The sequence below is a fragment of the Pseudomonas sp. Q1 genome, assembly GCF_009935975.1.
Lineage (GTDB): Bacteria > Pseudomonadota > Gammaproteobacteria > Pseudomonadales > Pseudomonadaceae > Aquipseudomonas > Aquipseudomonas palleroniana.
The window spans coordinates 346759-365478 of sequence record NZ_QODI01000002.1; the positions used below are offsets into that span (position 1 = coordinate 346759).

General features: G+C 59.4%; 14 protein-coding genes. 6 read left to right on the top strand and 8 right to left on the bottom strand.

Features of this window, described 5'->3' with window-relative positions; translation table 11 throughout:
* Window positions 1-1647, bottom strand: a complete 1647-nt coding sequence (locus tag DK870_RS04595) for a DUF1302 domain-containing protein (RefSeq protein ID WP_372241650.1) — start codon at window positions 1645-1647, stop codon at window positions 1-3.
* Between the two features lie 21 nt (window positions 1648-1668).
* On the bottom strand, window positions 1669-3093 hold the full coding sequence (locus DK870_RS04600) for a DUF1329 domain-containing protein (RefSeq protein WP_161548087.1): 1425 nt from the start codon (window positions 3091-3093) through the stop codon (window positions 1669-1671).
* A gap of 402 nt (window positions 3094-3495) precedes the next feature.
* On the opposite strand from DK870_RS04600, the gene DK870_RS04605 reads away from it, so the two are divergent.
* On the top strand, window positions 3496-4077 hold the full coding sequence (locus DK870_RS04605) for a TetR/AcrR family transcriptional regulator (protein WP_178126856.1): 582 nt from the start codon (window positions 3496-3498) through the stop codon (window positions 4075-4077).
* An 8-nt stretch (window positions 4078-4085) separates the two neighbouring features.
* Here the strand turns inward: DK870_RS04605 and DK870_RS04610 are convergent, their stop codons facing one another.
* The 3 genes from DK870_RS04610 to DK870_RS04620 all read right to left on the bottom strand — a co-directional run bounded on the left by DK870_RS04610 (window position 4086) and on the right by DK870_RS04620 (window position 7363).
* Window positions 4086-4868, bottom strand: coding sequence for an SDR family NAD(P)-dependent oxidoreductase (locus tag DK870_RS04610; protein WP_161548088.1), 783 nt, complete (start codon window positions 4866-4868; stop codon window positions 4086-4088).
* A 131-nt stretch (window positions 4869-4999) separates the two neighbouring features.
* Window positions 5000-7111, bottom strand: a complete 2112-nt coding sequence (locus DK870_RS04615; protein ID WP_161548089.1) for a 3-hydroxyacyl-CoA dehydrogenase NAD-binding domain-containing protein — start codon at window positions 7109-7111, stop codon at window positions 5000-5002.
* Window positions 7112-7180: 69 nt separating this feature from the next.
* On the bottom strand, window positions 7181-7363 hold the full coding sequence (locus tag DK870_RS04620) for a hypothetical protein (protein ID WP_161548090.1): 183 nt from the start codon (window positions 7361-7363) through the stop codon (window positions 7181-7183).
* Between the two features lie 278 nt (window positions 7364-7641).
* Between DK870_RS04620 and DK870_RS04625 the strand changes: the two genes are divergently transcribed.
* Complete coding sequence (locus DK870_RS04625; protein WP_161548091.1) at window positions 7642-8208, top strand: TetR/AcrR family transcriptional regulator; 567 nt, start codon at window positions 7642-7644, stop codon at window positions 8206-8208.
* Window positions 8209-8305: 97 nt separating this feature from the next.
* On the opposite strand, the gene DK870_RS04630 is transcribed toward DK870_RS04625, so the two are convergent.
* The 3 genes from DK870_RS04630 to DK870_RS04640 are packed head-to-tail and all read right to left on the bottom strand — an operon-like array spanning window position 8306 to window position 14035.
* A complete protein-coding gene (locus tag DK870_RS04630; RefSeq protein WP_161548092.1) occupies window positions 8306-9715 on the bottom strand; it encodes an efflux transporter outer membrane subunit in 1410 nt (469 codons plus the stop codon).
* Between the two features lie 3 nt (window positions 9716-9718).
* On the bottom strand, window positions 9719-12850 hold the full coding sequence (locus DK870_RS04635; protein WP_161548093.1) for an efflux RND transporter permease subunit: 3132 nt from the start codon (window positions 12848-12850) through the stop codon (window positions 9719-9721).
* 27 nt (window positions 12851-12877) lie between these two features.
* The gene (locus tag DK870_RS04640; RefSeq protein WP_161548094.1) at window positions 12878-14035 is read right to left on the bottom strand and encodes a MexC family multidrug efflux RND transporter periplasmic adaptor subunit; all 1158 of its coding nucleotides are present in this window, start codon (window positions 14033-14035) and stop codon (window positions 12878-12880) included.
* Between the two features lie 119 nt (window positions 14036-14154).
* Between DK870_RS04640 and DK870_RS04645 the strand changes: the two genes are divergently transcribed.
* The 4 genes from DK870_RS04645 (at window position 14155) to DK870_RS29830 (ending at window position 18703) form a co-directional block, all read left to right on the top strand.
* Complete coding sequence (locus tag DK870_RS04645; RefSeq protein WP_126871080.1) at window positions 14155-14751, top strand: TetR/AcrR family transcriptional regulator; 597 nt, start codon at window positions 14155-14157, stop codon at window positions 14749-14751.
* A gap of 320 nt (window positions 14752-15071) precedes the next feature.
* A complete protein-coding gene (locus DK870_RS04650) occupies window positions 15072-16070 on the top strand; it encodes an AraC family transcriptional regulator (RefSeq protein WP_234016646.1) in 999 nt (332 codons plus the stop codon).
* 4 nt (window positions 16071-16074) lie between these two features.
* The gene (locus tag DK870_RS04655) at window positions 16075-17127 is read left to right on the top strand and encodes an AraC family transcriptional regulator (RefSeq protein WP_161548095.1); all 1053 of its coding nucleotides are present in this window, start codon (window positions 16075-16077) and stop codon (window positions 17125-17127) included.
* 79 nt (window positions 17128-17206) lie between these two features.
* Window positions 17207-18703: a methyl-accepting chemotaxis protein gene (locus DK870_RS29830; RefSeq protein ID WP_161548096.1), complete on the top strand. Its 1497-nt coding sequence runs from the start codon at window positions 17207-17209 to the stop codon at window positions 18701-18703.
* The last annotated feature ends 17 nt before the right edge of the window (window positions 18704-18720 follow it).

Consider the following 18720-nt stretch of genomic DNA (forward strand, 5'->3'; position numbering starts at 1 on the left):
TCACAGGGTTCGGGAAACCACAAGGCCGACATAATCGCGATCACGCAGCAGTTGATCGTAAGGAGTCTTGCCGCCCATGAACTTTGCGTAATTGGCCGAGATCTGCCAGCTCGCAGGATTGCGCACGAAGTTGAGGTACAGGTTCATGCTGCTGGCATCTTCGGTGAAGGTTGCCGACAGGTTGGGGGTGCGTCCCTTGATCGATCGTGAGTAGAACACTCCGGGCGTGACCTGCCAGCCGGGAATCAGCGTGTTGTCATAGGTCAGGCTCAAATCGAGGCTGATGCCGGAAGAGGTTTTGTTGCCCTTGGCGCTCGGTGCAACGGCCGGGTCCAGTTGCCAGGTATTGAGGCCGGCGGCGATCGGTTCGCCGGCGTAGTCGTTATGCAGGCCGGGGTATTTCACGACCACCAGTTCGCTCAGCAAGGTTCCGGTGCTGGCGCCGGTGAAGTCGAGCAAAGTCGGCGAGTTGGACGGCGTCATGCTGTAGATGCCGGTCAGGTGCCATTGCAGCTTTTTCTGGTCTTTCCAGCATTTGCCACCGTTGCTGGCACAGGCGTCGATGACCGGATTGAGCGGTACCGCATCCTTGGGGCGATATGACAGCTCGGTGCCCAATGCCCAGTCGCCGACCGGCATGTTGGCGCTGACGCCGTACATCATGCGGTCCTCTGGATACTCCCAGGTCTGCGCCACGGCGAAGGTTTGCGGATCCAGCACCTGCACGGCCAGTGACGGCAGCTTGTCGTGATAACGCATCACGTACAGGCCGAGGTTCAGATCAGTATTGTCGGGTTGCCAGCGCAGCGACACGCCCCATTGGCCGCCATTGCGTGCATTTTTTTCGTCGTAACCGTAGGCGCCCCTGCCCTCGCCCAGCGCATGGGTGGTAGACCAATAGCTACCCACCGGCGGCAATTCACTTTTGTTCCAGCTGAACTGCCAATACGCCTCGATGTTCACCCCGGCGCCAAGCCCCGACGCGAGGCTCAGCATAGGTGCCGGCAGCAAGGCTTCCTTGAGTTGGGTGCCCGGGCGCGACAACGCCATGACATCGTAGGCGTTGGTGTTGTTGATGCCACCGGCAGCGAACAGGCTTTCCCCCCAGTTGATCACCTGATTGCCCAAGCGCGCTCGAACACGCTGGTCGCGGACATCAAAACTTTTGCTCACCCACAGATCCAGCAGGCGCGCCTTGAACTCCAGGTCGTCCCGGGCGCTACTGGTGAGACCGTCGCTACCGACCCCTTCAGGTCGGTTGGCCGATAACGCACCGCTGGTGTCGGTCGCCGCAAAATCACGGATCCAGCTACCGCGCGCCATGAACGTGTAGTCCTCGGGAAATTTCAGCACCAGCTCATGGGTACCTTTTATGTAGTTGGTAAACAGGTCGCCGCGGTTGTAGTTCAAGTCGCCCTGATCACCAATATTGGCGCTGGGCGCCAGACAGCCGCTGGGTGGATTGTGCCCGCCGGGGCTGCTGGTGATGAGGTTGCAGCCGCGCGATTCGGTGCGCAGCCCCATGCCCACGGCAAGGGTGGAATCGAATGAGCCACGAATGTTTTCGGTTTCAAAGGTGAACGCCATTGCAAATGGGGTTGCACACGCAATGACAAGACCTGAGGTTCTACTGATTATTTTTTTCATGTCTGTTCCCGAAAGCCGCCGTCAGCGTTCGCTGGTGGCGCGCAGGTTGTCTGAGGTGTAGAAGTCGCGTTTCAGACGCGGGTTGCCGGCCCCGTCGGTCAGCCAGCGATGGTCGTTCTTGCCGGTGCCGATAGAGGTCATGTCGTACAGGTAGCGACCGTCAACCAGGTTGTATTGCGCCTGGGCTTCCATGTCGCAGGTGCCGGTCTCGTACACCGGGATCGTGTAGCCCTCGCGGACTTTCCAGATTTGCCCTTGTTTGTCGTAGTCCACCGCCATCAGCGCGTTCCAGCTGTCTTCATCGATGTAGAACAGACGCTTAGGCGCCTGATGGCGCATGCCCTGGCGGACGGTGGCCTCGACGACCCAGACGCGATGCAGCTCATAGCGACGTGACTCGGGGGCGATGAAATCGCGCTTGGCGACCTCTTCAATCTTCGCCGAATTGTCGTAGGCCCCGAACGAGTTGTAGGGCACCAGCATTTCCTGCTTGCCGACCAGCTTCCAGTCGAAGCGGTCCATGGGGCCGAAGAACACGTTCGACTCATCGATGGTGTATTGATTGTCCAGGCCGATCTGCGGTGCGTCATAGGAGTACGCCGGCATGCGACGCACCCGGCGCTGGCCCGGGAAGTAATAGAACGTGGTGGCTTGCTCGCCGGCCTTGGTCGTTACCACCCCGGCTTGCCCGGCAAGGGCCGCAGGTTCGGTGTAGCTGAAGTAGGTTGCGACTTCGAACCGATCGAATGAAGAGAACAGCGCGCTGCCCTTTACGCCCCATGGTGTGTACATGAACCAATCGGTAGACGTTCGTAGCCATTCTTCACTACCCTTGCGCGGCGAAATACCGGAAACGGTTTTCGACATATCGAAGCCCACGCCGCGATAACGCATCTTCATGTTCCACATCACCTCGGCTCCCGAGGTTGGAAACGGAAAGGGAATGCCGGGCACGTAGGCTTCCTGCAGCGCCAGCCCATCGCCGTCGAGCTTGGCGAAGCCGACGTTCTTCTTCGTATTCTCTGCAACGAAGTCCGGCACCCCACAACTGCGCCGCGTCGGGTAAATATCCATCCGGTAGCCGGGAATCTTCTTGAACATTTCCACCTGGCCAGGTGAAAGCTTGCTCGAGTACTTCGCGACATTGCCTGAGTCGATACTGAACAGCGGTTTGTCATCCTTGAACTTCCATTGCTGGCCTCGCACCTGGCCGTGGCTCCAGCCGCCACCTTGTGGTCCGGGTGGTGCCCAGGCGGGAATCACACCATCGGCACTGGCTGCTGCCTCGCCTCCCAGTGGGGTCAGTTTGGTGCCAAGTAATGCAGGATCCTGGTCTGCCGCCTGCGCAGTACAGAAAAAGGCCGATGCGGCAACAGCCGCGACCAGATACCTGATGACGACACCTTTAGAAGCCTTGTTATTGGGGCGCTCAATCACTGTGTTCATGGGTGGATCCTCGTGAGCCTTGATCAGCAACGGGGCCGTCTGGACGGTGGTAACACGTTGCCTGCGCGAACCTAATCAACTGACTTGATCAGTTGACCAAGTCGATTGATCAAAGCAAGGCTGGTGCCAAGAATCGAGGGGTTGGAAATAGTCGTTTTTTATCAATCGATTGCGTGGTCATCGGGACAGTAGAGCCGATAAAATTTTTGCAAAACGTTTCCCGTGTTTCGTTAGAACGCACCTGTTTGTGAATTTACGAAACGATCGTTACCAATAATGGTGCACGTGCTTGGGGTGTCTTTTCACCCATGACGTTTGGCGATTCATTGCTGTAGCATCCGCTAGCGTCGACACTGCCCCTGCCATTACGCAGGGGCCAGGAATATAGGAGATTGCTGATCTATGGCCAGAATGGGCGCTGAATTACGCCGGCAGGATTTCGTCGAAGCCACGATCAAAGTGATTGCCGAGCACGGCGTCGCCAATGCCACGACCCGCCGTATTGCGGCGGCCGCCGATTGTCCGTTGGCATCACTGCATTACGTGTTCCATACCAAGAATGACCTGTTCTATGCCGTCTATGAATCGCTGTTCAGCCTGCCCCCTCAAGCACTGGAACATGTGCCCGCCGGAACGACTGCCGGCGAGACCGCTGCCGAAGTCCTGCGGCAGTTGATCACCTGGTTCATCGATCATCCGGATGCAGCCAAGGCGCAGACCGAGCTGTTCTTCTGGGCAATGCGCAATGACCCAGAAATGGCCAGCAAGATTTACTCGGTGGCCATTGAAGCGACCGAGCAGGCGCTGGAACGCGCCATCGGAGCTGAGCTGGGAAAGCCGTTCCTGAAGGCGACAAGTCGCCTTCTGATCCAACTGGTTGACGGGCTGACCATCGCGTGGTCTGCCCATGGTGACCTGTCGAGATTGAGAGCCGAGACCGAGACGGCTTGCACAGCGCTATTGCTGCTGGTAGCCAGTCACTGAGGCATTCCTCACACGCTGCTGACCAGATGGCCGCCATCCACCGCCAACACGCTACCGGTCATGAACGCACCGGCGTCGCTGGCCAGCAGCAAAAAGGGACCGGCCAGTTCGTGCAACTGGCCCAAGCGACGCATCGGCACCTGATCGCGGATGTAATGGTTGCCCTTTTCGTCGTCAAAAAAGGCTTCGTTCATCTGCGTCTTGAAGTAGCCCGGCGCGATGGCGTTGACCCGAATGTTGTACCGCGCCAGTTCCAGCGCCAGTGATTTGGTCAGTTGCACCACCCCGGCTTTGGCCGCGCAGTAATGGCTGTAACCGGTGCCGACGCGCAACCCGAGGATCGACGCCACGTTGACGATGCTGCCGCTGCGCCCGGTGCTGGCCAGCCGTTGAGCCGCAACCTGGGCTACACGCCAGACGCCGTCCAGATTGGTCGACAGCATTGCGCGCCACTGCTCCTCGCTGATCTCCAGCGGGCGCTGCCCGTTACCGATTCCAGCGTTGTTGAGCACAACGTCAACCACACCGAAATGCGCCTGGGCCTTGTCGAACGCCGCCTCGACGCTGCCCCGATCCGTCACGTCGAGCTCGAGCGACAGCGCCTGCCCGCAATCCCACTCAATGTCCTTGGCGACTTGCGCCAGCTTTTCGACGCGCCGCGCAGTCAGCACGACCCGGGCGCCGGCATGCGCAGCGACCCGCGCCAGATACGCCCCAATGCCGCTGGAGGCGCCAGTGATCAATACGGTTCGGCCGGCAAGGGAAAAGTTCTGGACGAAATCTTGAGTCATCAGTACACCTCTAAATGAATGACGCTGGCGCGCTCTGCGGTCAGACAGGCCCCTTCCTCCGGAACCGGTCAGGCATGAGTTTGATGCGTGGTCGCCCTCATGACCTGCCCGCCTCCGGAGAAAGGGAATTTTCAGATTTTTTCGATGCGGGATCTGCCGGCGGCGACCAGTCGCTCCAGAAGCGCTGCCGGGCGAAACCACATATCACCGTACTCGCCGAGCGAGCGGCGATAGTGATGAATGCGGCTGAGTACCGTGTTCAAGCCCAATTGCTCGGCGTAATGCATCGGGCCACCGAGATGAGCGGGAAAGCCGTAGCCGTTGATCCAGACCAGATCAATGTCACTCGCGCGCAGTGCGACACCTTCATCCAGCAATTGAATGCCTTCGTTGATCATCACGAACAGGCAACGGTCATGAATCTCCAGGTCTTCGATGCTGCGCCGAGATATGTTGAGTTCACGGGCAAGCTGTTCGGCCAGCGTGATGACCTCCTGATCTTCGGTACGGCTGCGTCCCTCGTAGAGGTAAAAGCCACGTCCGGTCTTTTGCCCGTACCGCCCCAAGGCATACAGTTCCTCGGCGAGACAGCAGTAGCTCTGGTCATGGGCAATGGCTTCCCGGTTGGCGTCGCGCATCAGAAAGCTCACATCGATGCCTGCCAGATCCAGCATGCTGAATACACCCATATTCAAGTCCAGACTGGTCAGCACAGCATCAACCCGCGCCGGCGTCGCCCCTTCCAGTACAAGTCGGTGGGCTTCGCGGGCATAGGGTTCGAGCATGCGATTGCCGATGGAGCCCGCGCTGTTACCGGACATGACCGGAAGTTTGCCGATACGCCTGGCGATGTCCACGACAGCGGTTACCACGCCCGCCGCTGTGGCCTGGCAGGAGGTAATTTCCACCAGGCGCATCACATTGGCCGGGCTGAAGAAATGCATGCCGATGACGTTCTGTGGCCGGGAGACGGTCCTGGCAAGCGCTTCGATATCCAGCGACGACGTGTTAGTCGCAAGAATGGCGCCCGGCTTGCAGACATTTTCCAGCGCGAGGAACACCTGTTGCTTGCTCTCCATCTTTTCGCATACCGCCTCAATGATCAGGTCGGCATCCGAGAGGTCTGCGTAGTGGAGCGTGCCAAACAACAGCTCCATGCGCTGCTGCACCTGTACGTTACTCAGCTTTGCGTGTTTGACGCTGAGTTGATAGTTCTCGCGAATTCGCTTGAGACCACGATCCAGTGTGCGCCCATCAAGGTCCATCAGCGCCACGGGAATGCCAACATCGGCAAAGCTCATTGCGATACCTCCGCCCAAGGTGCCTGCACCGATCACGGCAACCTTGTTGATCTTGCGCGAAGTATCGGCAGGTTCACTTCGGGGCGTCCGTCGCGCTTGTTGTTCTGCAAAGAACACGTGCCGCAATGCTTTTGACTGACGTGACGCTTCAGCCTGCTTGAACAGCGTCAATTCGCGCACCAATCCCTCTTCCATGGGCAACAGGCAAGCGGCTTCCAACGCTGAAAGCACCAGCCTGGGCGCCAATCGGCTTTTCCAGCGGGGCTCATGCTCCGCGCGATAGCGCGTCAGGAAACCATCGGGTAGACCCTCGGTGGGGTTTGGCCAGGCTTCGGCGGGCCGTGCCGGGGCACAGCAGTCGATCAGCTCATTGGCATAAGCCCGAGCTTCCTCCAGCAACTGGTCAGTGCTGGAGGAAATACGGTCGAGGATGCCGAGCATACGAGCTCGCTCGGCATCGATCTGTTCACCTGACAAGATCAGGTTCAAAGCCGATTCGGCGCCTATCAGCCTGGGCAGGCGTTGCGTTCCGCCGGCACCGGGCATCAGGCCAAGATGGATTTCCGACAGCCCTACCCGCGCATCGGGTGCTCCAATCCGGTAACCACAGGCCAGCGCCAGCTCCAGCCCTCCTCCTAATGCAAGCGTGTCAATTGCAGCAATCAGTGGTTTATGAATGGCACTCAGGCGCGTCAGGATGCCCGGCAAGTCAGGCTCGGCGAAGCAGGCTTCGGTTCCGAATTCTTTGATATCGGCACCGGCACTGAACAGTCCCGGCACACCATACAGAATCATCGCTGCTACCGTCGTGTCGGTAGCGGCACGCTCACAGGCATCAATGAGTGCGGCACGCAGGGACTGGTCGAGTGCGTTGACCGGCGCACGGTTCAGACCGATCAGGGCCAGGCCTTCTTCGACACGGTAATGGATCAGGTCACACATGGGGTGTCCCTTGCAGGCATTTTCAGGGTGTTGAGATGGCGTGTTCGAAGGTCGAGAATTGGCGGTTTGTTATAAATTGCGGAAAACATCACCAATGCTGGCAACGGGATAAGCGGAATACGGCTGCGCTGTCAGAGTTGAGCTCACCGGGCTGAAACCACCGTAGGAACCCAATGAGTAGAAACTATGAATTGCGTAGATGGCGAGGGAGACAAGCGTCAAGGCCAGGCAGGAAAAAAGAATAGAGCGCATCGTAAACCTCCGTCATCCGGCGGGAGCCAAATGCAGTGTCTTTTGTTATTGAAGGTTTCGATTCTGGATAATGACCGCTGCGAAAGCTTGGCAGATCGCGCCATGTATTTTGCAGTTCATGACAGTCAAGCGCCTGGCACAGTGGGCAGGTGTGAATATCGGGCACTGAGCTGATAGTGTCTCAAATGAACTAACTTCCTTGATTTCTACGGTTTTCGTTGCAGTATTGAGCTTTTCCTGCACAATTCCTGGCATTGAAATTCGATCGAGACTGACTGATGTCCCTGACTCCTCAAGACGAAAGACTCATCAAGGCGTTGGCCCTGGCCATCGTTGATCGCCCTCGGGCGACGCTCAAGGAGCTCGCAGAGGCGGCTGGCGTGAGCAAGGCCACGCTGCACCGCTTTTGCGGCACCCGTGAAAACCTTGTGCAAATAATGGAAAGCCATGGTGAGACGGTGTTGAACCAGATCACCACCACGACCGATCTATTGCACGGTGAACCAGGACAGGCGTTGCGCAGCCTGATCAATGAGCACCTGGCTCATCGTGAAATGCTGGTTTTCCTGCTCTTTCAGTACCGCCCTGACACGTTTACGGTTAATGGTGAGGGCGACCGTTGGCAGTCTTACGCCGATGCCCTGGATGCTTTTTTTCTGCGTGGCCAGCAGATGGGCGTGTTTCGCATCGACGTCACCGCTGCCGTTTTCACCGAGCTGTTCCTGACCATGATCTTCGGTATGGTCGATGCCGAGCGCCGTGGGCGTGCGGCCAGTGCCAACTCGGCCAATGTGCTGGAGCAGATGTTCCTGCATGGCGCTGCCAGTGCCACGCGTGCCCAGTAACCCTCACTCGGATTTCCTGCAAAAAAAAGCCCCGTGACCTCTCGGTCTACGGGGCAAAAAGGTTGGATGCGCCAACCAAAAGAGCTCTTGCCAGGCTTTACCTGACGGTTTTTTGCGTTGACCATCCTCCGCCCAACGAACGGAACAGATCGACCAGAGCGATCTGCCGCTGAGTGCTGACTTCGATAAACGTCGTCTCGTTGACGAAGTTGGTACGCTGGGCGTCGAGGTAACGCAGGTGACTGTCAATGCCACCTTCATAACGTGCCTTGGCCAACTTCAGGCTCTCGCTGCTGGTGTCAGCCAATGCGCGTCGTGCCGACTCTTCCCGGCGCAAGGTGTCGGTGGCGGCCAATGCGTCGGCGACCTCGCGAAACGCCGTCTGAATCGTGCCCTCATACGCCGCAACCGCGGAGTCTTTGCGGACTTCCGCCAACTTGAGCCCGGCACTGTTGCGGCCTGCATCAAACAAAGGCAATGAAAGGTTCGGCACAAAACTCCAGGAGCGTGAGCCGCCGTCGAACAAACCGGACATTTGTGCGCTGGACGTGCCAAAGCTGCCCGTCAGGCTGATGCGCGGAAAGAATGCCGCCCGTGCAGCACCGATGTCGGCATTGCGCGCCTGTAGCCTATGCTCGGCGGCAAGGATGTCGGGCCGGCGTTCGATCAATGTCGAGGTGGTGTCAGGTGCGATGTCCTGAACCAGCATCGGCTCCGTAGACAGCCTGTCGGGTATCGACTTCGCGGCATCCTTGCTGCCGAGCAACAACACCAGCGCATTGAAGGCCTGCTGTTTCTGGCGCAGGTTGCTTTCCTGTTCTGCGCGCGATTGCTCTACCAGCCCCAACGCTTCCTGGTAATCCAGGGCAGTCGCTGTGCCGTTGGAACGACGTTGGCTGATGAGCATGAACGAGTATTCGCGACTGATCAGGGTCTGCTGGGTCAGATCCAGGCGACGCTGGGCGCCGTCGTGAACCAGGTAAGCCTGGCTGACTTCGGCGATCAGCGCGATCTGCGCGGCGCGAGCCGCCTCTTCGGTGGCCAGGTACTCTTGCAGCGCGGAATCACTGAGGCTCTTCACCCGGCCAAACAGATCCAGCTCGTACTCGGGCAGCGACAGGCCGACCTGATAGCTGCTGGCAACCCCCGCCCGCCCGTTGCTGGCCAGATCTGCCGGCAGGCGCTGACGATTGCCGGATGCACCGGCATTCAGACCGGGTACCCGGTCGGCCCGCTGGATGCGGTACTGGGCCCGGGCCTGCTCGATGTCCAGAAGGGTCTGGCGCAGTGAACGGTTGTTGTCCAGTGCGATCGACACCAGACGACGCAAGTCGGGATCGACGATGAACGCCTCCCACGCCAACGGGTTGATCGAACTGCCCTGCTTCATCGACCCTTCCATCCAGTGATCGGCAACCGGCGCAGCGGGCCGCTCATAAGTGGGCGCCAATGAGCAGCCACCCAGCAGCATGGCGACCACCAGCGTAGAAAAAGCTGAAATACGCATGAGTCACTCCTGAGTCAAAGCAGGTTGGTCAATGGGAGCCGGCTTGCTGCGCAGCATCGACAGCACCCAGACAAAACAGATCGGTACGAACAGCACACCCAGCAGCGTCGCGCTGAGCATCCCACCGATGACACCGGTACCGATTGCCCGCTGGCTCGCCGCCCCTGCTCCGGTTGCCAATGCCAGCGGCACCACGCCGAGGATGAAGGCCATGGAAGTCATCACGATTGGCCGGAAGCGCAGGCGTGCGGCCTCGATGGCGGCGTCACGCAGGCTGTAACCCTTCTCCCAGAGTTCCTTGGCGAACTCGACAATCAGAATCGCGTTCTTCGCGGCCAGACCGATGATGGTGATCAACCCCACCTTGAAGTACACGTCGTTGGGCATGCCGGCGACCATGACCGCGAGGACCGCACCGATGGCGCCGATCGGTACGATCAGCATTACGGTCAACGGAATCGCCCAGCTCTCATAAAGCGCCACCAGCAACAGGAACACCACGAGGATTGCCAGCGCGAACAGTTGCGTAGCCTGGCCGCTGGAGACCTTCTCCTGATACGACAGACCGGTCCACTCGTAGCTGAAACCGGCCGGCAACTGCGCCGCGATTCGCTCCATTTCCGCCATGGCTTCACCGGTGCTGTATCCCGCCCCCGCATCACCAACGATGCGCACCGACGGATAACCGTTGTAGCGCACCACTTGCACCGGACCTTCCTCCCAATGGGTGGTGACGAAAGCACTGAGCGGCACCAGATCGCCGGCGTTGTTGTGCACGTACAGCTTGAGCACGCTTTCCGGAGTCATCCGCTCGCCCTGCTCGGCCTGCACCACCACGCGCTGCTGACGGCCGGAGTTGGTGAAGTCGTTGATCACCTGCGAACCGAACGCGGCAGACAGAGCGTTGCTGATCGATTCAAAACTCACACCCAGGGTGCGAGCCTGGTCACGGTCGATCACCACCCGCAATTGCGGCGACTCGGCCAGACCTTCCATCATTGCGTAGAGAATTTTCGGGTTGCCGTTGGCCTGACCGAGTACCTGGTCGCGGGCGGCGAGCAACGCTTCACGGCCCAGACCCGCGCGATCCTGCAGGCGCAACGCGAAACCACCGGAGTTGCCCAGACCGTCAATCGGTGGCGGCGGTACCGCCATCACTGCGCCGTCGTTGGTCACAGCAAATTGCTCGTTCAGCGCCGTGACTTCCGCCATGGCCGATTGATCTTCGCCACGCAGCGACCAGTCCTTGAACACCGGGAATGCCAGCGCTGCGTTGTCGCCCATCCCGGAAAAGCTGAAGCCAGAGACCAGGAACGTCGACTGGACCGCGTCACGGGAAGCGAGGTAGCGCTCCAGTTGCTCGCCGGTCGCTTCGGTGCGGGTACGGGTCGCGCCTGGTGGCAACTGGACGTCGACAATCATATAGCCCTGGTCTTCCACCGGTACGAACGACTCGGGCAGGCGCAGATAGAAGTAGCCGAGCATGGCGATGATGCCCACATACACCAACATCATCCGTCCAGCACGTGCCACCAGCCCGTTGTTGAGGATCGAATAACGCTCGGTGAGCTTCGCGAAGCCACGGTTGAAGGCGCCGAAGAAGCCGCGCTTTTCATGGTGGCCATGTGGAATCGGCTTGAGCAGCGTGGCGCACAGCGCCGGGGTGAACGTCAGTGCCAGGAAACCGGAGAACAGAATCGACACCGCCAGCGACACCGAGAACTGCTGATAGATCACACCCACCGACCCGGACATGAACGCCAGTGGCATGAACACCGCCGACAGCACCAGGGTGATACCGATGATCGCGCCCGATACCTGCCCCATGGCCTTCACCGTGGCGTCGACCGGAGACAACCCCTCCTCGGCCATGATCCGTTCAACGTTCTCCACCACCACAATGGCGTCGTCCACCAGGATGCCGATCGCGAGCACCATGCCGAACATGGTCATCATGTTCACGGAGAAGCCCAGCACGTACATCATCAGCAGCGTGCCCAACAGACACACCGGTACCACAATCGATGGGATCAATGTGTAGCGGATGTTCTGCAGGAACAGGAACATCACCAGGAACACCAGCACCATCGCTTCGATCAAGGTATGAATCACCTTCTCGATCGCGACATCGACGAAACGCGAGGTGTCATAGGGGACGGAATACTCCACGTCATCCGGGAAGTACGCCGACAGTTCGGCGAGACGTTCCTTGACCGCGGTTGCGGTCTGGATTGCGTTGGCGCCGGGAGACAACTGGATGGCCGCCGCCACCGCAGGTCTGCCGTTGAGGCGCGAGTTGAAGTTGTAACTCTCCTGACCGATTTCCACGCGGGCGACATCGCTCAGCTTGACCGTCGAGCCGTCCTCGTTGGCACGCAGGACAATGCGCGCAAACTCCTCTGGGTTATCCAGGGTCCCTTTCACCGCCAAAGTGGCTGTCAGTTCCTGCTGGCTGCTGGTCGGCGTACTACCGAAGCTGCCGGCCGGTACCTGCACGTTCTGTCCGCGGATGGCAGCGCTTACGTCGTCGATGGACAACCCATAACCCACCAGTTTCTGCGGGTCGAGCCAGATGCGCATCGCAGCTTCAGAGGAAAAGAACTGTAGCTTGCCGACGCCCGGCACCCGGCGCAGTTCGTTGTTGATATTGCGCGCGGCATAGTCGCCCAGCGCGGTTGTATCGCTGTGCTGGGTGCCTTCCTTATAGTTGAGCGCATAGATCAGCAGGAAACCGGCGCTGGTCTGTTCCACCTCCAGGCCTTGGGTGAGCACTGCTTGCGGCATGCGGGCTTCAGCCTTTTTCAGGCGGTTCTGCACGTCGACCTGAGCGAGTTGCGGATCCGTTCCGGGCTGGAACGTCACTGCAATCTCGGCAATACCGTTGGAGTTGTTGGTCGACTCGAAATACAGCAGGTTCTTGGCACCATTGAGCGACTCTTCGATCACGCTGGTGACCGAGTCCACCAGCACCTTCGCCGAGGCGCCCGGATAGGTTGCCGTCACCTTGATTTGCGGCGGCGCTACGTTGGGATACTGCGCCACCGGCAGCATCGGGATGACCAGCAGACCGGCCAGAGAGATGAACAACGCCACCACCCAGGCGAAATTCGGGCGCTTGATGAAAAACTGAGACATCGGAATATCCTCGAGGCGACAGCGCCCTTACTGTTTCGACTCAGGCGACTGAGCCTGCGCTTGGGGCTGCCCAGGTACGACCTTGGCGCCCGGCTGCAGGCCGCTCAGGCCGCTGACAATCACCTTATCGCCAGCCTTCAGCCCCTCACTGATCTGCCAGCGCGAACCTTGCATCGCGCCGGTTACCACAGTGCGTGCTTCGGCGCGGTCGTCGGCACCGACCACCAACACCTGGGCACCGCCATCGCTGCCGCGTTGCACCGAGCGTTGCGGCACAAGAATGGCTTGGTTGTCGGTGCCTTGTGGTGTGCGCACGCGCACGAACATGCCAGGCAACAGCACGCCGTCGGTATTGGCGAACTTGCCGCGCAGCGACACCTGGCCAGTGCCACGGTCTACGGCGACATCAGTAAACATCAGCGCGCCCTGGCGCTCGTAAGCGGTGCCGTCGATGCGAATCGACAACGCCTTGTTGTCGTCAGCGGAGAGCTTTCCGCCCTTGAGCGATTCGCGCAGACGCAGTGCATCAGCAGCCGACTGGGTGAAGTCGACATACACCGGATCCAGTTGCTGAATCCGCGCCATCAGGGTGGCGTCACCTTGACCGACCAAGGCCCCCTCAGTGACCAGGGCACGACCTACGCGACCGGAAATCGGCGCAGTCACCGATGCATAACTGAGGTTCAGGCGGGCACTTTGCAAATCAGCCTGGGCTGAGCGGGTGGCTGCCTGAGCGCTGCGCAGGTCCGCCATGGCGCTGTCGAAATCCTGTTGGCTGACCGCCTCGATTTTCACCAGGGGCTCATAGCGCTTGACCCGTGCCTGTGCCTCAAGTGCAACGGATTGCGCACGGGCCAGTTCACCCTCGGCGCGAGACAAGGCCGCCTTGAGCGGTGCCGGATCGATCTGGAACAACAGGTCACCGGCTTTGATGTCGGCGCCCTCTTCAAAACGTTTTTGCATCACGATGCCAGGTACACGAGCGCGCACTTCCGCGACCCGCACGGGTTCCACCCTGCCCGGCAGTTCTGAAGTCAGTGCCAGAGGCTCCGTCTTCACCGCCAACACCTCTACCGGGCGCGCCACTTCGGCTACATCCACTTGTTCATTCGCGGGTCCACACCCGGCCAACGCAATGGCTGCTGCCAGCGAGCCCGCCATCCCTACTGCACGCAAATTGCCCATAACTCACCCAAGGCTTGATTGAATTTGGTGCGAATGCTACTTTCCAAACCCTAATGAGTCAACATTGTCTCACATGAGAAATGTGTGATTCTTGTATAAACATCGCTTGAGGCGTGGTGATGACCCCGAACTCCCATGATGAACAAATGCTCAAGTCGCTGACCGTGGCGGTCGTCACCCGACCGCGGGCGACCATGAAAGAGCTGGCGCAATTGGCAGGCGTGAGCAAGGCGACCCTGCACCGCTACTGCGGAACACGGGAAAATCTGGGGCAGCGATTGGAGGAATATGCCGAAGGCACGCTCAATATGATTATCCGCAGCGCCGGTTTGCAGCACCTGCAGCCACTGGACGCATTGCGTCGACTGATCCGTGAGCACCTTGCCCATCGCGAACTGCTTGCCTTTCTGATGGCGCAATACCGCCCTGACTTTCTCGACTTCGAACGGGGCGACACACGCTGGCAGTTTTACCTGGAGGCGCTGGATGGGTTCTTCCTGAGAGGTCAGCAAAAAGGGCTGTTCCGCATCGACATCACCGCCGCGATATTTACCGAGCTGTTCATCACGCTGATCTACGGCCTGGTGGATGCCGAGCAGCGCGGGCGTGCTGCCAACGCCGATTCGGCACGCACGCTTGAGCAAATGTTCCTGCACGGAGCGCTCTCTGGTGGCGAGTTCCGCGAGCACGCCTCTGCACAGGAAAGTGCGCTGTAGTGCTCAGAAATGTGTGAAGGCATCGCTGATGCCGGCAACCGGTGGGTGATTGGAATGATGAGCAACAGTGTGGTGAGCGGAGCGCGGCTGAAAATACAGCGCCCCCGAAATCAGTGCGACTACCAGCAAAGCGAACAGAGACCGACGCATCGAACACCTCCACCGTCCAGCGTGGGGCCGAACGCAGGTTTTTTGTTATTGGTGGTTCGAGTCTGGTCTCGATACCAGGGTGAAAGCTTTGCAGATCGCGCCAGAAATTTTGCATATCGTGCCAATGCCGCCCAGGCCAGAGACGGCTCGTCATTCGGAGGGTCAATCTGATGTCCACTGTCCGTGGCGCTGCTCTGTTGGGGTTCAAGGCATTTGCTGTCAGTCAGGGCATCGATGCGAACTCGCTACTGGCCGAAATGGGTCTGCCTGAAGAGCCGCTGGATGCTCAACTTTCCGGCGCGCAGTTCAATGCCTTGGTCGAGTTGTGTGCGGTGCGTTCGGACAATCCTCTGTTCGGCTTACAGTTCGGCTTGCACCAGGGCACGCAAAGTCTGGGTACCCTGCTGTACGCCATGCGCAGTAAAGCCAATGTGGGTGAGGCGTTGAATCTGCTGACACGCTATTTCCCTATCCATAGCGACGGCGCGCTGCTAAGCCTTGAACGTCAGGCCGGCAGCGCCCGGCTTTTGTACGATGTCACTGATGGAACGTTGGTCTCGGTACGTCAGACGGTGGAGTTGGCGATGGGAATTGCCGCGTGTCTGCTCCGCGAACTCTTGGGACACGCCTGGAAACCGAGCGCTCTGCTATTGCGCCACGGTGCTCCGCCCCACCGCGTTGCCTATCGTGCGCTGCTGGGTATCCCCCCGCGCTTTGACAGTCCCGTCAATGCCTGGGTTTTTGATGAGTCATTGCTGGCGATCCCCCTGGGAGCGACAGACACCCGGTGTCAGCAATTGGCCCAACAACATCTCGACGAACTCGCCTGCGTAACCCTGCAAGAGTTGCCGTCCTACGTGCAAAACCGCCTGCGCACTGAACTGGCCCATGGCCCGGTCACGCTTCGCGATATGGCCGAGTACATGATGATCAGCCAGCGCACCCTGCAACGCTACCTGCGGGCACAAGGCACACAATTCCAGGAGTTGCTGGACGATACCCGACAGGCGATGGCCGTGCGCTACCTTTGCGACTCATCGATCAGTCTGACGCAGGTGGCAAGCCTGTTGGGTTACGCCGACCTGAGCAGCTTTTCCCGCGCTTTCACTCGCTGGAACGGCGTCAGCCCGCAAAAGTGGAAACAGCGCATGCAACACACGCTGGGGTAAAAACATGGCTTCCAATCCCTTCATTCGGGCAATCAGCCTGACAGGATTCGATCAATTCGCCCGGCATCAGGGGCTGGACCCAAGTCAGATGCTGCGACTGGCCTCTGTACCTTTGATGTCGCTACAGCGCCCGGAAGATATCCTGTCCTTCCACCGCTATTGCGGCTTGTTGGAGCTGTGCCGGCAGCGTTCGAATAACGCCTTGTTCGGCCTGGAGTTCGGGCTGCATCAGGGGGTCGACGTGTTCGGAGATATTTTTTTCCTGATTCACAACGCTCGAACCATCGGCGATGCCTTGCTCGAACTGCGTGCGAATTTCGCGCTGTACAACGGCGCGGCACAGGTTGATCTGGAGGTTGTCGACGGCGTCGCGTTACTCAGTTATCGAACCGATGAGATGTCGATTGGCGGATTGCCTCAAGCAGAAGAGTTGGCATGTGGAGTGGGTTTAAAACTGATGCTGACCCTGGCCGGAGATCAATGGCAACCTCGGGCAGTGATGCTGCGTCATCGCCCTCTTGCAGATGAGTCGGTCTATCGCCAGGCACTGGGTATCACACCGATCTTCTCGGCAGCGCACACGGGTCTGCTATTTGACGCATGCGTGCTGGCGCAACCGCTGGATTGTGCCAGCGAAGCATTACATCAGATTCTTGCTCGACACCTATCGGGTATAGAGCGTTTGTCGACAGACGCGATGCCTGGCTACGTCAGGCAATTGCTGCGTAACCTGTTGCCCAGCGGACGTGCAACGATCGACAGAGTGGCCGTTTGCATGGCAGTCAACCCAAGAACCTTGCAGCGCCACCTGGCTCAGGAAAACACGTCTTTTCAGCAGTTGCTGGATGAGACACGCCAGCAATTGGTATGCAACTATCTGCAGATCCCGACAATCAGCATGACGCAAGTGGCGCATCTGCTGGGTTACGCCGATGTCAGCACTTTTTCTCGGGCATTTCATCGCTGGTTTGGTGTGTCTGTGCTGGAGTGGCGCAGGCGATCAGGGTTTAGCAGGCAACCGACGTTGCCTCAACACCGACTCAAGGATCGCAGGTGAGTTTTCCGGTATGAACCTTACCTCTGTGGCACGTCGCATGCTTGCCTGACCCTGGCCTGTCCACATGGAGTACGAGTGAATGCCTGCGCAAACCCGTTTCATCAAGCATTACCAGAAAGCCGACCGCATCATGCTCGCTGTGATCTGGCTAATGGCCCTGTTTTCGCTGGGCCTGGCGTTTTGGCACGACACGTTGCTTCAAACGCTGTTCGTGGGTGTCGGCACCAGCGTGGTGCTGACCTTGGCCTATCGGGTCATCGGCGGCACACGCCTGATGCGTTGTGCGCTTGGCGTTGGCCTGATGGTCATGGCGGCGCTGCACATCAACCAGGCCCAGGGAGTCATCGAATCGCACTTCGGTATCTTCGCGCTGCTGGCGGTGCTGACCGTCTACCGCGACTGGCTGCCGATCCTGGTGGCCGCGGTGACCATCGCGGTGCACCACGTGGTGTTTCATGCCTTGCAGCACCAGGGCTTTCCGGTATTTGTGATGGAACATCACGGCGGCTGGAACATGATCTTCGTCCATGCGTTATACGTGGTCATGGAGACGATCGCCCTGCTCTACCTTGCCGTGCACAGCCAGCGCGAAGCGGTAGAGAGCCAGGAAATGCTCGAAAAGATGCTGGCCGTCACCACCCAGTTCAACGATGGATCCGCCACGAGTAAGGCGGAAACAGCCCACGTGCCCCTGGCTACCCGCTTCGATCACTTCCTGGCGCAGATTACCGGCCTGATCGATGGCGTCGCCCGCGACTCCCACGGCCTCGGCCAACTCGGCCAGGAACTGGCCCACGCCAGCGGCACTCTGGAAACCGGCGCACGCCATCAGCTGGCGGAAATCGTGCAAATGACCGGTTCCATGCAACGCATGGAAGACGCCACGGGCCATATCGCCGTGCATGTGGAACATGCCGTCGAGCACGCAGCTCAAGCCAGCCGGCAGGTTATTCGCGGCCAGGAAAGCGTTGGCCGGGCCCAACAGGAAATAACCCAACTCGCCACTCGCCTCCACGACACCAACGAGACGGTCCAGGAACTGGCCGTGCAAGCCGAACAGATCGGCTCGGTGCTGGAGGTCATCAGCAGCATCGCCAACCAGACCAACCTGCTGGCGCTCAACGCCGCCATTGAAGCCGCCCGTGCGGGTGAGCAAGGCCGTGGGTTTGCCGTCGTCGCCGATGAGGTTCGTAACCTGGCGCAGCGCACGGCGCTGTCCACCCAGGAGATCAAGACTATTATTGAGGGGTTGCAACACGGCAGCCGGCGGGCGGCGCAGGCCATGCACGACAGCCGCCAAGGCGTGGAACGGTGCGTGGAAGACAGCCAGTTGGCAGTCGAGATGCTACGCGCGGTGGGCAACGATATCTCGCAGATTGATCAGTTGAATGGGCGGATCGTATCGACCACCCAAGAGCAATCCACGGCGAATGTGGAGATCGTGGGACGGCTGCAATCGGTGCAGAACATTGCGCAGAACACCGCGCTGGATGTGGAAACGCTGGCCAGGAGCAGTCAGCAGTTGCCACCGATTGCGGTGCGGCTGGATGCACTGGGGCGCCGGTTTCATAAATGAGTTGAGCCTGTTCCGGT